At 51.7% G+C, this 12,932-nt stretch carries 10 protein-coding genes; 3 read left to right on the forward strand and 7 right to left on the reverse strand.

The window, feature by feature from the left end:
- Positions 1–46 precede the first annotated feature (46 nt).
- Both hutG and hutI read right to left on the reverse strand, forming a co-directional pair.
- Entirely contained in the window at positions 47–988 is a 942-nt protein-coding gene (gene hutG, locus FDX04_RS12705; protein WP_137371042.1) for a formimidoylglutamase, read from the reverse strand.
- A complete protein-coding gene (gene hutI, locus FDX04_RS12710) occupies positions 985–2,208 on the reverse strand; it encodes an imidazolonepropionase (RefSeq protein ID WP_137371043.1) in 1,224 nt (407 codons plus the stop codon). The genes hutG and hutI overlap by 4 nt, the downstream gene beginning before the upstream one ends.
- Positions 2,209–2,432: 224 nt before the next feature.
- Here hutI and FDX04_RS12715 point away from each other — a divergent pair, with 224 nt between their 5' ends.
- Positions 2,433–3,716 carry a putative acyl-CoA thioester hydrolase gene (locus FDX04_RS12715; RefSeq protein ID WP_047025540.1) on the forward strand — a complete coding sequence of 428 codons (1,284 nt, stop codon included), beginning with the start codon at positions 2,433–2,435 and terminating at the stop codon, positions 3,714–3,716.
- 95 nt (positions 3,717–3,811) lie between these two features.
- Here the strand turns inward: FDX04_RS12715 and FDX04_RS12720 are convergent, their stop codons facing one another.
- The 3 genes from FDX04_RS12720 to FDX04_RS12730 all read right to left on the reverse strand — a co-directional run bounded on the left by FDX04_RS12720 (position 3,812) and on the right by FDX04_RS12730 (position 8,705).
- The gene (locus tag FDX04_RS12720; RefSeq protein WP_137371044.1) at positions 3,812–6,073 is read right to left on the reverse strand and encodes a hydratase; all 2,262 of its coding nucleotides are present in this window, start codon (positions 6,071–6,073) and stop codon (positions 3,812–3,814) included.
- Positions 6,074–6,136: 63 nt separating this feature from the next.
- Positions 6,137–7,570, reverse strand: a complete 1,434-nt coding sequence (locus FDX04_RS12725; RefSeq protein ID WP_047025498.1) for an anion permease — start codon at positions 7,568–7,570, stop codon at positions 6,137–6,139.
- Positions 7,571–7,652: 82 nt separating this feature from the next.
- The gene (locus FDX04_RS12730) at positions 7,653–8,705 is read right to left on the reverse strand and encodes a 4-oxalomesaconate tautomerase (protein ID WP_137371045.1); all 1,053 of its coding nucleotides are present in this window, start codon (positions 8,703–8,705) and stop codon (positions 7,653–7,655) included.
- Positions 8,706–8,883: 178 nt separating this feature from the next.
- On the opposite strand from FDX04_RS12730, the gene FDX04_RS12735 reads away from it, so the two are divergent.
- Positions 8,884–9,834 (forward strand): LysR family transcriptional regulator, encoded by a 951-nt coding sequence (locus FDX04_RS12735; RefSeq protein ID WP_137371046.1) that lies wholly within the window; start codon positions 8,884–8,886, stop codon positions 9,832–9,834.
- 58 nt (positions 9,835–9,892) lie between these two features.
- Here the strand turns inward: FDX04_RS12735 and pgl are convergent, their stop codons facing one another.
- Positions 9,893–10,888, reverse strand: a complete 996-nt coding sequence (pgl, locus tag FDX04_RS12740; RefSeq protein ID WP_137360329.1) for a 6-phosphogluconolactonase — start codon at positions 10,886–10,888, stop codon at positions 9,893–9,895.
- Positions 10,889–11,053: 165 nt separating this feature from the next.
- Here pgl and FDX04_RS12745 point away from each other — a divergent pair, with 165 nt between their 5' ends.
- Entirely contained in the window at positions 11,054–11,872 is an 819-nt protein-coding gene (locus tag FDX04_RS12745) for a pyridoxal phosphatase (RefSeq protein ID WP_042309653.1), read from the forward strand.
- On the opposite strand, the gene modC is transcribed toward FDX04_RS12745, so the two are convergent.
- Positions 11,873–12,931, reverse strand: a complete 1,059-nt coding sequence (gene modC / locus FDX04_RS12750) for a molybdenum ABC transporter ATP-binding protein ModC (protein WP_137360330.1) — start codon at positions 12,929–12,931, stop codon at positions 11,873–11,875.
- Position 12,932 lies beyond the last annotated feature (1 nt).

Consider the following 12,932-nt stretch of genomic DNA (forward strand, 5'->3'; position numbering starts at 1 on the left):
TTACAGACATTACCCGAACCTGATAAGCGTAACGCCCTCAGGCATGTCAGTGCCACCAGTGCGCAATTTGCCAGCCTAATCGCGCCGCAACGCGTGCCGCTCTGCCATCATCGTCAAAGCGTGGATTAAATTCAACCATATCCACCGCCTGCAGTTTACCGCTACGACAAAGGGGTTCAATCAGCCCCAACAGCGTCGCCAACGGTACGCCCAGCGCAGCGGGCGCTGACACCGCGGGCATTTCCCAAACCGGCAGCACGTCAAGGTCGATAGTCAGATAGATGACATCCACGCCAGAGGCAAACTGCGCCAGCTGGGCTTGTGCCGACTCACAGTGCAAATCTTCCACCACGGTGACACCGAGCCGCTGCGCTTCATCCCACAGCGCCTGGGTATTTGCCGCCCGACTGACGCCGATACAGGCATAGTGAAATCCGCGCTGCTGTTCATCGCAAAGGTGCGCTAACTGACGAAACGGCGTACCGGATGTGGCCTGTTCGGCATGACGCAAATCGAGATGCGCGTCGAAATTGATGATGCCCACTTTTGCCTGCGGGAACGCATCCAGCACGCCAGCGCCATGCGCAAACGCGGTTTCGTGCCCTCCCCCCAGTACCAGGGTACGCATATTCTCCTGCTGACAGCGCTGTACCGCCTTGCGTAGCGCCTGCTGCGCACCCTCAAGGTCGGGGGCCTGCGCCACAATATTACCCAGATCCACCAGCCGCTGATGCCCGTCGTGACTGGCTAAATTCGCCAGCGCTTTACGTAGCGCGTCTGGCGCTCCGGCGGCTCCCGTGCGCCCCTGATTATGTTTAACGCCTTCATCACAGGCAAAACCAAGCAGTGCTATCTGCTCAGAGTACATTTCCGGGGAGAACGCCGGACTCAGCGTAATGGTCTGAAACAGGCGCAGCGCAGTCGGTGACTCGGCGCGGTCATCTCGCCCCTGCCAGAGCGCAGGAGAAGCAGGTTGCCAGTTAGTCATGCAGGTTGTCCTTTGAATACACGTTGGTAGAGCGGGTTACGCCCAGGCTCATAGAGGATCTCGACCGGGAGTTCGGCATCCCACACCACAAAATCGGCCACAAACCCGGCCTTCAATTGACCGTGAGTGGCATGACGGCCCAGCGCCCGGGCCGCATGACGGGTGACGCCAGCCCACGCTTCTTCCGGCGTTAAGCCAAACTGGACGCAAGCCATGTTCATCGCCCAGTGCAGACTGATAAACGGACTGGTGCCAGGGTTGAAGTCGGTCGCCACCGCCATCGGCACCTGATATTGCCGTAACAGCTCTACCGGCGGACGCTGTTGCTCTTTGAGGAAATAGAAAGCGCCGGGCAACAACACCCCAACCGTACCGCTTTGGCTCATCGCCGCCACGCCCGCTTCATCAAGATATTCAATATGGTCGGCTGATAAACCGTGGTAGCGGCTCACCAGTTGGGCGCCACCGAGCAATGACAGTTGTTCAACATGCGCTTTGACCGGGATGCCCAGCGCCTGTGCGGCCTGAAACACCCGCTCACTCTGCGCCAGCGTAAAACCGACGCTTTCACAGAACAGATCGACGGTCTCGAACAGCCCTTGTTCCCACAACCGCGGCAAAATAGTCTCGCATACCAGCGTAATATAGCCGTCAGGATCGCCCTGGTATTCCGCCGGGGTAGCATGCGCGGCCAACAGCGTGGGGCTTATTTCGACGGTGTTTTCCGCCGCCAGCGCTGCCACGACCCGTAATATTTTCTCTTCTGTCTGCAAATCCAGACCATATCCAGACTTTATTTCCAGTAGCGTAACGCCTTCTTTGATTAACCTCTCCATTCTCTGATGCGCTATATGAAGAAGTTGTTCATCAGTGGCGCTGCGGGTCGCCGACACGGTGGCATTAATACCGCCCCCCTGGGCGCTTATCTGCTGGTAGGAAACACCGTTAAGCCGCTGCTCCCATTCACCTGCGCGATTCCCGCCAAAGATCAGGTGCGTATGGCAGTCGATCAGGCCAGGGGTAACCAGCCGGCCCTGCATATCAAAGGTATTGTCATGTGTGAGGTATAACGAAGACTCCGGCACAATAGCGCGAATCTTACCCTGGCGGACGATCAACGCATATCCATCCACCAGCCCATACGGGTTATCACGTTCAGGATCCATGGTCGCCAGGCGAACATTGCGCCAGATAACATCATCAGGGAAGAATTGCTGCATTTGACTCACCACTTGTCATAGGTTGTATAGACATTTATTTTTGATTCTGCGGATGTTGTCAACCTGAAGGACCATAATTGTTATCTATTTGTGATATAAGGTCTCTCCGCGCCGGGCATTACGGCGATAAAAAAGAACTTTTTACCTTTTAACCTTCCCGTTTCGCTCAACTTAGTATAAAAAAGCAGGCTTCAATGGATAACTTTCAAAGCCCGGAGCAACCTGTGAACATATCATCAGTTTCCCGTCTGGCGCTGGCAATGGCTTTTGGCGTGACGCTGACCGCCTGTAGCTCTACACCGCCCGATCAAATTCCTTCCGATCAGACCGCGCCAGGTACCGCTTCGCGCCCGATTCTGTCGGCCAATGAAGCAAAAAACTTCGTCGCCGCGCACTATTTTTCCGCGCTGACGCCAAATACCGCGCCATGGAGCCCCTCTGCTATTACTTTACCCGCGCAGCCTGACTTTGTCGTTGGCCCGGCAGGCACCCAGGGCGTGACGCATACCAGCATTCAGGCTGCGGTTGATGCGGCAATCATCAAACGTACCAACAAACGTCAGTACATCGCGATCATGCCGGGTGAGTATCAGGGCACGGTCTATATTCCGGCAGCGACGGGTAGCCTGACGCTTTATGGTACTGGTGAAAAACCGCTGGATGTGAAAATTGGCCAGGCCATTGACGGTGATATGAGCACCGCTGACTGGCGTCGTACGGTGAACCCAGGCGGTAAATATATGCCGGGCAAACCTGCGTGGTATATGTTTGATAATTGCCAGAACAAGCGCGGCACGAATATTGGCGTGATGTGTTCGGCGGTCGTTTGGTCGCAAAATAACGGTCTGCAATTGCAGAACCTGACCATCGAAAACAACCTCGGTGATAGCGTTGATGCAGGAAACCATCCGGCCGTCGCCCTGCGTACCGATGGCGATAAAGTGCAGATCAACAAGGTCAACATCCTGGGCCGTCAGAATACCTTCTTCGTGACCAACAGCGGCGTACAAAACCGTCTGGAAAACGATCGCCAGCCGCGTACGCTGGTGACGAACAGCTACATTGAAGGCGATGTGGATATCGTGTCTGGTCGTGGCGCGGTGGTATTCGATAACACCGATTTCCGCGTTGTGAACTCCCGTACCCAGCAGGAAGCTTACGTGTTTGCACCGGCTACCCTGTCAAACATCTACTACGGTTTCCTGGCTATCAATAGCCGCTTCACGGCAAGTGGTGATGGCGTGGCGCAGCTGGGCCGCTCGCTGGATGTTGATTCTAACACCAATGGACAGGTGGTTATTCGCGACAGCGTGATTAACGAAGGCTTTAACATGGCGAAGCCGTGGGCTGACAGCGTTATCTCAAAACATCCATTTACCGGTAATACCGGGGCGGAAGATGATAAAGGCGAAATCCAGCGCAACCTGAACGACACCAACTTCAACCGCATGTGGGAATACAACAACCGCGGTATTGGTAGCAAAGTGGTTGCAGAACCTAAGCAGTAAACGTCATCCCCTTCTGTAGGCCCGGTATGCAGATTTGCGCTACCGGGCAATGTGCCGGAGGGCGGAGAAAACCGCCATCCGGCCTACAGGTCGCTTTACGCCAAACGCGCTTTGTTAAAGTTAATCAAACTCCCTGCCTTAATAATTTCACGCTCTTCTACGGTCAGACTTTCCATATACAAACTGATTTCACTCACCGCACCATCATCATGAAGGACGTACGCTTTGATCGTGTTACTGCATTGATCCAACGCGTGTCGGATTCCGGGAATGTAGATGTAGTCCCCGACCTCAAAAGTTGGTTTCTCGGTCATTTGTAGCGGCAACATACCCCAGTTGATCACATTAGAGCGGTAACGCTTAGTGGCATATTCCTGGGCGATGTTCGCCAATCCGCCAATCACTCGCTGACAGCTTGCCGCCTGCTCGCGTGCGGAACCATCCCCAGGCTTCACGGCGTACACCATGCTGCCAATCTCAGTGTCCAGCGGTTGCACATTTTCGTGACCAGCTATCTGTCGGATGCGTTCGAAGACTGGCACCAGTTCACTGATATCACCTGAGAGGCGCCTTTTTTCCAGCTCAGCAGTGGCTTTACTTCTCGCCACATACCCGGGATCGCGTCGGGAAAGCGTAAATTCCGCCAATCCCAAAGGATTAGAGCGATATGAAGAGGTTTCTCCGGACGGTATCAGCTCATCCGTCGTCGTCACGTCATCAAGGATCTTTGAGGCCACTTTCAGCAGAATATTTTGCGTAAGCGCCCCCATTTCCGGCCAGTCTTTGATATTGGGGCCATAAATTAACGGCTGCTGCGTGGCCCCTTTGACATACCCCTGATAAACGCGGCTTTTATAAGGCGCAGGGTTAAACGCATAGTCCGGCACCTTATCCCAGCAGTCCAGTTCGGTCGCGGCGGTGAGGTATCCTCCACGGGCCGCCGTCGCCGCTATCGAACGCGCATCCATCAGCGCAACAGCGGACATTTGCCCATTGCCCGGTTTCGAACCTTCACGGTTAGGGAAGTTACGCGTGGTATGGCGGATGCTAAGCCCGTTGTTGATTGGCGTATCACCCGCGCCGAAGCAAGGACCGCAGAAAGCGGTTCTGATGATCGCACCTGCGCCGAGCAGATCCGCAACGACCCCTTTCTGCGCTAAATCCATAAACACCGGCTGTGACGAGGGATAAACGGCCAGCGAGAAAGCATCGCTGCCGCAGGATTGACCGCGTAATGCCTGCGCCGCAGCAATGACGTTTTCATAGTTGCCTCCCGAGCATCCGGCAATGATCCCCTGCTGTACTTTTAATCGACCATTTTCCACTTTATCCAACAGCGACAGGCTGGCTTTACCCTGTGCAATACGCGCAGATTCAATTTCGATCTCGCGCAGAATATCCGTCAGATTTTCATTGAGCGTAGCAATCTCGTAGACATTACTTGGATGGAAGGGCAGCGCGATCATCGGTTTAATCGCACTCAGGTCAACATAAATACAACCATCGTACCAGGCCATTGGCTGCGGGGTGAGCTGACGATAATCTTGTTCACGGCCATGTAATGCCAGCCAACTGCGAGTCTCGTCATCCGTCTGCCAGACGGAGCTCAGGCAGGTGGTTTCGGTGGTCATCACATCCACACTGTTACGGAAATCCGTTGAGAGATGACTGATGCCAGGGCCAACAAACTCCATGACTTTATTTTTGACGTAGCCATTTTTAAACACTGCGCCGATAATCGCTAATGCGACATCCTGTGGGCCTACGCCCGCAGCGGGTTTACCGGTCAGATACACGGCCACAACGCCGGGATAATCAATATCCCAGGTATCGTTTAACAGCTGTTTGACCAGCTCCCCGCCCCCTTCTCCCACAGCCATTGTGCCTAATGCGCCGTAACGCGTATGGCTGTCTGAGCCGAGGATCATTTTTCCGCCACCTGCCATCATTTCACGCATATATTGATGGATGACGGCAATATGTGGCGGTACAAAGATACCGCCATAACGCTGCGCCGCTGACAGACCAAACATGTGATCGTCGCCGTTGATGGTTCCGCCTACCGCACATAATGAGTTATGGCAGTTAGTCAGTACATACGGCAGCGGAAACCGCTCCATACCCGAGGCTTTTGCCGTCTGAATAATACCGACAAAAGTAATATCGTGTGAGGTTAATGAATCAAACTTGATTTTAAGTTTGTTCATGTCTGCGGAAGTATTATGCGCAGAAAGAATCGACCACGCGATAGTTCCTTTTTTCGCCTCTTCTTTACAAATATATTCAGGCAAATTTTCCTCAGCGATAATTTCATTATTACCGGAGAGGTAAATTCCTTTCTCATAAAGTTTAATCATTAGATACTCCACATTGCTGTGCTCTGAACAGAGCACAGACAACCAATGAAAGATGTAATTTAATTAGACCAGGTTCCAGCCAATCAACATATTCCACCACCAGATCCCCAGCGTAATATGGACCAGGAACGTTAAGAACGTCAGCATTGCACCAACCAGCCACCACGATTTGATATCGTTATATCCGACACCAAAAATGACCGGTCCAGCAGCGCCACCATAATGGGTGACCATTCCGCCATACGAGTTAGAGAAGAGTAATGCCAGCGCGGTTAACATCAACGGTGCGCCGGAGACATTCGCCAGCATGGCAAACACCGGCATCATCGCCACAATATAGGCGCTGCCTGAGGCAAAGAAATAACGAACGATAATACTCAAAAAGAGAATAACAAAGAACGCAACGTTGCCATGATTGCCAAAGTCGAGGTTATTTTTGAAGAGTTCAGCTAACCAGTCAAAAAACTTCACTTTTGATAATAATGAACTTAAGCCGATAATACCGCCGTACCAGATTAAGGTATTCCAGCCACCCTTATTTTTAACGACATCATCCCAGGTTACGACACCTAACAAGAGCATCATACCCATTACGACAATAGCCACCGTTGATTCATCAACGCCGAGCGTTTTACTGAAGATCCATCCCAATAGCGCGAGGACAAAAATGCCCAGCAGCATTTTTTCTCGCACCTTCATGGGCCCCAAATCCTCAAGCCCGGCCTTGGCGATAGTTTTGTTATCAACCTTTTTGATTTCAGGTGGATACATAAAATAGATGACTAACGGCGTCGCCAGCAACATAACCAGGCCTGGCAAACTCGCAGCAAGCGCCCACCCACCCCAACTCAGTTGCAAGTGGCAGATATCATTGATCATCTTCAATGCCAGAATATTGCCTGCCATCGCGGTAAAAAACATATAGCTGGTTGTTTTGGTCACCATATAGACCGTCATCATCAGATAGTGGCCTACACGTCGTGGGCTTTTGTCTGGTTCAGAACCCAACGCTACCGCCACGCTATTGATGATGGGTAATACGATTCCTCCTGCTCGCGCGGTATTTGACGGTGTGGCCGGGGCCAATACCAGGTCAAGAAACACGGTCACATAGCCAAGACCAAGCGTGGTATTGCCTATTTTACCGATCAGGATATAAGCAATGCGCTTGCCCAACCCCGTAGTCACAAAGGCGGCGCTTAAGGTAAATGCCGAGAAAACCAACCACGTGGTGCCGGAAGCATAGCCGCTCAACACACTGCTGGTTTTCAGTACCCCGTGGCCTAAATTGCCGACAACCACCATTGAAGCGGCAACGGCAATTAATAACACGACGGGTTCAGGAAAAGGCTTGATCACCAGTCCGACAATGGCGGCAAGATAAATACCAAACAGCACCCATGCCAGTTCACTTAATCCCGCTGGCGCAGGAATAAATCCTATAATACAGGGGATGACTAATATTAATATTAGCTTCCATAATGACTTAACGTTCATTTTTGAATCCTGGATAATCTGTACAGGTCATACAGAATGTTTCTCGATTTTCCGTAATCACAGCAAAATGAGGTCAATGCTGTCAGGGAAGATAAACGTCACCAGCGAAAATTTTTCTGGCGGTACGAATAACCGAAGCCCGGATGGTAGAAGGTTCGTCTCCCTCATTAGTTAAATAAATATCAAGAACGCCGCCAGGATGTTCGATAGTGATATTTCCATACTGTGCACCTGCCGTTACCTGACGCGTGACAGTACCGTTAATGGCACAACTGCTGGCGATAGCTATCGCCCCGGTAATCGCCAGTGCTTTATGGCATGAGTGCGGCATAAAATAACGAACATTAATTGCGCCGCCATTTTGCGCCGTAGAAATGAGAATGGGTTTTGGGATCACCTTATTACTGACATCACCCAGCCCCATCGCCTTACCAGCCTGTAAACGAATAGACTCAATACGCGATAATAATTCGCTGTCAGCATCCAAATTTTCCGGTAACTCATATCCGGTTTTCCCCAGATATTCGGCAGGGATAATTACCACTGGCGTCGCCATATCCATACAGGTAACAGGAACGGAGTCGATATAATCGATCTGCTGTCCCGTCGGAAAAATATGTCCAGTTTTCGAGCCCGCGGCATTGAGAAACGTCAGCGCAATAGGGGCGGATGTTCCCGGTACACCATCAATTCTTGCGGTTCCTTCATACTCAACAGCACCGTGCGGTGTCTGGATATCAGCTTCGATAAAGGTGTTGGTGTTCACATTGCGAATACGCACGCGGGTGGTCGGCGCGGAAGCGGTAATCAGCCCCTTTTCAATAGCAAACGCGCCAACGGCGGAAAGCATATTGCCACAGTTCGGCGTGGTATCGACCCGTTGTTCATGTACCAGTACCTGCGCAAATAAATAATCGATATCAGCACCAGGATCGTTTGAACGGCTGACAATGGCCACTTTACTGGTTAACGGATTGCCACCGCCAATACCGTCTATTTCCAGCGCATTGCCCGAACCCATAATGCCAATCAATACTTCATCACGCAGCGTTTCTTCTTGCGGCAGGTCTTGTGCTAATAAAAATGCGCCTCTGGAGGTTCCTCCGCGCATCATAACGCAAGGTATTTTTTTCATAATAATGCTCTCAATGTTATTTCCACTCAGTACATGGTTTCATGCCATGAATTGGGTGGCTAATGACTTTGTTGGCATGATTAGTGATTTATTTTTATTAATGAGAGTTAGAAAATGCAGATACACTGGGTACATTCATCAAAGGTAGGGGATCCCCCTGATATTGTCCGGAGTCAGAATGAAACACGAGCTATCGAGCATGAAGGCATTCGTCACGCTGGCAGAATCCGATTCGTTTAACAAGGCTGCAAACTTACTTAATATTACGCAACCTGCATTAACGCGCAGAATTAAAAAAATGGAAGAGTATTTACATACTCAGCTCTTTGAAAGAACCACTCGCAAAGTAACATTAACAAAAGCGGGGGAAATGTTATTACCTGAAGCCAGAAAATTAATCAGAACGCTAGATGAAACTATATTTAACATTAGTGAAATAAATACTCATCATCACGGAATGGTGACATTATCTTGTATTCCCACCGCGGTATTCTATTTTTTACCGTTGGCGATAGGGAAATTTAATGAACGGTATCCCAACATCAAAGTGCGAATTATTGAACAAGGTACGAATAATTGTATGGAATCCGTACTGTGTAACGAGGCTGATTTTGGAATAAACATGAACAACATCACAAATTCCTCTATCGAGTTCACACCTCTGGTTAACGAACCGTTTGTTCTGGCCTGTCGGCGCGATCATCCGCTCGCGAGTAAGCAATTGGTTGAGTGGGAAGAGTTGCTGAATTACAAATTGATAGGCGTTCGATCCTCAAGCGGTAACCGATTGCTGATTGAACAACATTTGGCCGATAAGCCATGGAAATTGGATTGGTTCTATGAGGTTCGCCATTTGTCGACGTCACTGGGGCTGGTTGAGGCCGGGCTTGGCGTTTCCGCGTTACCGGGACTTGCAATGCCACAGACGCCGCATCCCACGCTGATAGGGATCCCGCTGATTGAACCAGTCATCAGACGCACTATGGGAGTTATCCGCCGAAAAGATGCGGTTCTCTCACCGCCCGCTGAACGCTTTTTCTCCCTGCTGCTTAATTTATGGGCTGACCACAAAGATAGCCTTTGGAAATCTGTTGCCGAACTCCAGGAAAGTGTACCGCGGCTTAAATAAGCATAAAAAAATCCGCAACCTGTAAAGGATTGCGGATCGCTTATCATCCCGCGCGTTTTTAGTACGCGTTAACCACCACCCACATCGGGCCCTGGCCTACCGCATAGCGGCCTTTTTCAGTCAGCAGTCCTTGGGCACCTGCGATCTCGTACACCGCGATGTGATGAGATTTTTGCCCGGCGGCGATCAGGTATTTACCGCTGTGGTCGATATTAAAACCGCGCGGTTGCGTTTCGGTCGGCTGGAAGCCTTCTTTCGTCAGCACACTTCCGTCTTCTGAGACGCTAAACACCGTAATCAGGCTGGCGGTACGATCGCAGGCATACAGATGACGACCATCCGGCGTAATATGAATATCTGCCGCCCATCGGGTATCGGAGAAATCAGTTGGCATCATATCCAGCGTCTGCACACACTCAATTTTGCCGTGCGGATCTTTCAGCTCCCAGACGTCAACAGAGCTGTTCAGCTCATTCACGCAATAGGCGTATTGCTTATTCGGATGGAACACCATATGACGCGGACCCGCACCTTCCACGGTGGTCACTTCTGCTGGCTCCTGCGCGACCAGATGGCCATCATCGCTGACGTCAAACAGACAGATACGATCCTGTTTCAATGCCGGAACCCACAGAGTACGGTTATCCGGAGAGATGTTGGCCGAGTGGCAGCCGTCAAGACCTTCAATCACATCCACCAGCCCCACCGGTAGACCATCTTCCAGACGCGTGACGCTCACGCTGCCCGCATTATAGGAGCCGACAAACACAAAACGCCCCTGATGATCGGTAGAAATATGCGTCGGGCTACCCGGCAGTGCAGACTCCGCAACGAAGGTCAGCGCACCGTCATCAGGCGCAATACGATATGCCAGAACACGAAACTCCGGGCGCACACCGACATAGAGATAGCGCTTATCCGGGCTGACGACCATCGGCTGTACCTGACCCGGCACATCAACCACCTGGGTCAGCGTCAAAGAACCGTCGTGATTCAGGCTCCAGACATGAATTTGCTGACTCTCAGGACTGGCGGTATAAACGGTTTGTTTCATGAATACTCCTTTGCTTGTTGGCAGGTGGCTGCAATTGCCTGACACACGCCTAAGGTAGACGCTTTTAACGGTGAATGCTTAATTAAGACTCAGAATTTTGTCCGGCTCCCGTCTCGGTGTACCATTCCAGCAGACACAATTCTCAACCTTAATCTGGAAAAACCTATGACCGCACGCGTGATTGCCCTGGATTTAGACGGTACCTTGCTGACCCCGAAAAAAACCTTGTTGCCATCCTCTCTTGAAGCGCTCTCACGCGCCAGAGAAGCAGGCTACCAACTTATCATTGTCACAGGTCGCCATCACGTTGCTATTCATCCTTTTTATCAGGCGCTGGCGCTGGATACACCTGCAATTTGCTGCAACGGCACTTACTTGTATGATTATCATGCAAAAAAGGTACTGGAATCCGATCCTCTTCCGGTTGACCAGGCATTGCAGCTGATCGAAATGCTGGATGAACATCAAATTCATGGACTGATGTATGTTGACGAGGCCATGCTGTATGAGCGTCCGACCGGGCATGTGGTGCGTACCGCTAACTGGGCGCAAACGCTGCCGCCGGAACAGCGCCCAACCTTCACCCAGGTTCCTTCGCTGGCGCAGGCCGCGCATGATGTCAACGCTGTGTGGAAATTTGCCCTGACCGACGAAGATATTCCAAAACTGCAGCAGTTTGGTAAAGACGTTGAACAACAGTTGGGGCTGGAGTGTGAATGGTCCTGGCACGATCAGGTCGATATTGCCCGTAAAGGTAACAGCAAAGGGCGACGTCTTACTCAGTGGATCGAAGCGCAGGGTGGGTCAATGGAAAATGTGATCGCCTTTGGCGACAACTTTAACGATATCAGCATGCTGGAAGCCGCAGGCACCGGCGTGGCGATGGGTAACGCTGATGACGCGGTCAAAGCCCGCGCCAACATCGTGATTGGTGACAATACCACCGACAGCATCGCGAAGTTTATCTACACCCACCTGCTGTAATCAGGCGGTGATCGACACGCTCTTAATTTGCGCGTACAGCCACAGGCCAGGTTTGATGCCAAGCTCATCCCTGGCCCACGGGCTGATCCTCGCCCACAGCGTTTTCCCGCCTACCTCAAGCTGCACTTCCACCTGGCCGTTATCGTCATAGCACTGGGCGACCTTCGCACGCAGTATGTTACGAATACTGGTCTGCTGCGGCGGTTGGAGTACCAGCGAAACATCAGACGCCTGAATGCGAATGCGCAGCACGGATTGCAGCGGTTGCTCAAGCTTGTTGACCCACAGATGCTGATCGCCCAGCGCCAGCGCGGTCATCGCGTAGTGAGGATGATGCTCCAGCACGCTGACTTTCAGAATGCTGCTCTGCTGTTCTTTCGGCAGCCAGGGGTGCATTACGCTACTCCCCCAGACATCCTCCAGCGAACCAAATGCTTTGACCTGCCCATTTTCCAGCACCATCACTTTGTCTGCCAAGTGCAAAATCTCATCAAGCGAGTGGCTGACATACAGCATCGGAATATTAATTTCACGCGCCAGACGTTGCAGATAAGGCAGCAGTTCGCGTTTGCGCGGAATATCCAGTGAGGCTAACGGTTCATCAAGCAGCAATAACTCTGGCGCGGTAAGCAGCGCCCGACCAATGGCCACGCGCTGTTTTTCACCGCCGGAAAGACTTCCTGGTAGGCGCTCGAGCAGCGGTTCAATGCCCAGCAGCGCCACCAGCTTGTCAAACTGCCCGGCCATGTTTTTCGCCATACCGTAACGCAGGTTACCGCGCACCTTATAATGAGGAAACAGACGCGCATCCTGGAATACATAGCCCACCCGACGTTTTTCAGGCGTTAAGCAGATACCGTTTTCGACATCGTTTAACACCCGACCGTTAAGCACAATACGTCCGGACTGCGGCTGCGTCAGGCCGCTGATAGCGTTTATCAGCGACGTTTTCCCTGCGCCGGAAACACCAAAAATAGCGGTAATCCCACTGGCAGGCAGCGTTTCGTTGAGCGTCAGACAATGGGTTCCCAGCGTCTGGGAGAAGTTAAGCTCCAGCATA

The sequence above is a fragment of the Citrobacter sp. wls615 genome, assembly GCF_005281355.1.
Taxonomy (GTDB): Bacteria; Pseudomonadota; Gammaproteobacteria; order Enterobacterales; family Enterobacteriaceae; genus Citrobacter; species Citrobacter werkmanii.

What these genes read in the sequence shown, in the direction of transcription:
- hutG (WP_137371042.1), bottom strand. Translation starts at nt 988, where the DNA reads ATGACTAACTGGCAACCTGCTTCTCCTGCGCTCTGGCAGGGGCGAGAT.
- modC (WP_137360330.1), bottom strand. Translation starts at nt 12,931, where the DNA reads ATGCTGGAGCTTAACTTCTCCCAGACGCTGGGAACCCATTGTCTGACG.
- pgl (WP_137360329.1), bottom strand. Translation starts at nt 10,888, where the DNA reads ATGAAACAAACCGTTTATACCGCCAGTCCTGAGAGTCAGCAAATTCAT.
- FDX04_RS12730 (WP_137371045.1), bottom strand. Translation starts at nt 8,705, where the DNA reads ATGAAAAAAATACCTTGCGTTATGATGCGCGGAGGAACCTCCAGAGGC.
- FDX04_RS12725 (WP_047025498.1), bottom strand. Translation starts at nt 7,570, where the DNA reads ATGAACGTTAAGTCATTATGGAAGCTAATATTAATATTAGTCATCCCC.
- FDX04_RS12745 (WP_042309653.1), top strand. Translation starts at nt 11,054, where the DNA reads ATGACCGCACGCGTGATTGCCCTGGATTTAGACGGTACCTTGCTGACC.
- hutI (WP_137371043.1), bottom strand. Translation starts at nt 2,208, where the DNA reads ATGCAGCAATTCTTCCCTGATGATGTTATCTGGCGCAATGTTCGCCTG.
- FDX04_RS12735 (WP_137371046.1), top strand. Translation starts at nt 8,884, where the DNA reads ATGAAACACGAGCTATCGAGCATGAAGGCATTCGTCACGCTGGCAGAA.
- FDX04_RS12720 (WP_137371044.1), bottom strand. Translation starts at nt 6,073, where the DNA reads ATGATTAAACTTTATGAGAAAGGAATTTACCTCTCCGGTAATAATGAA.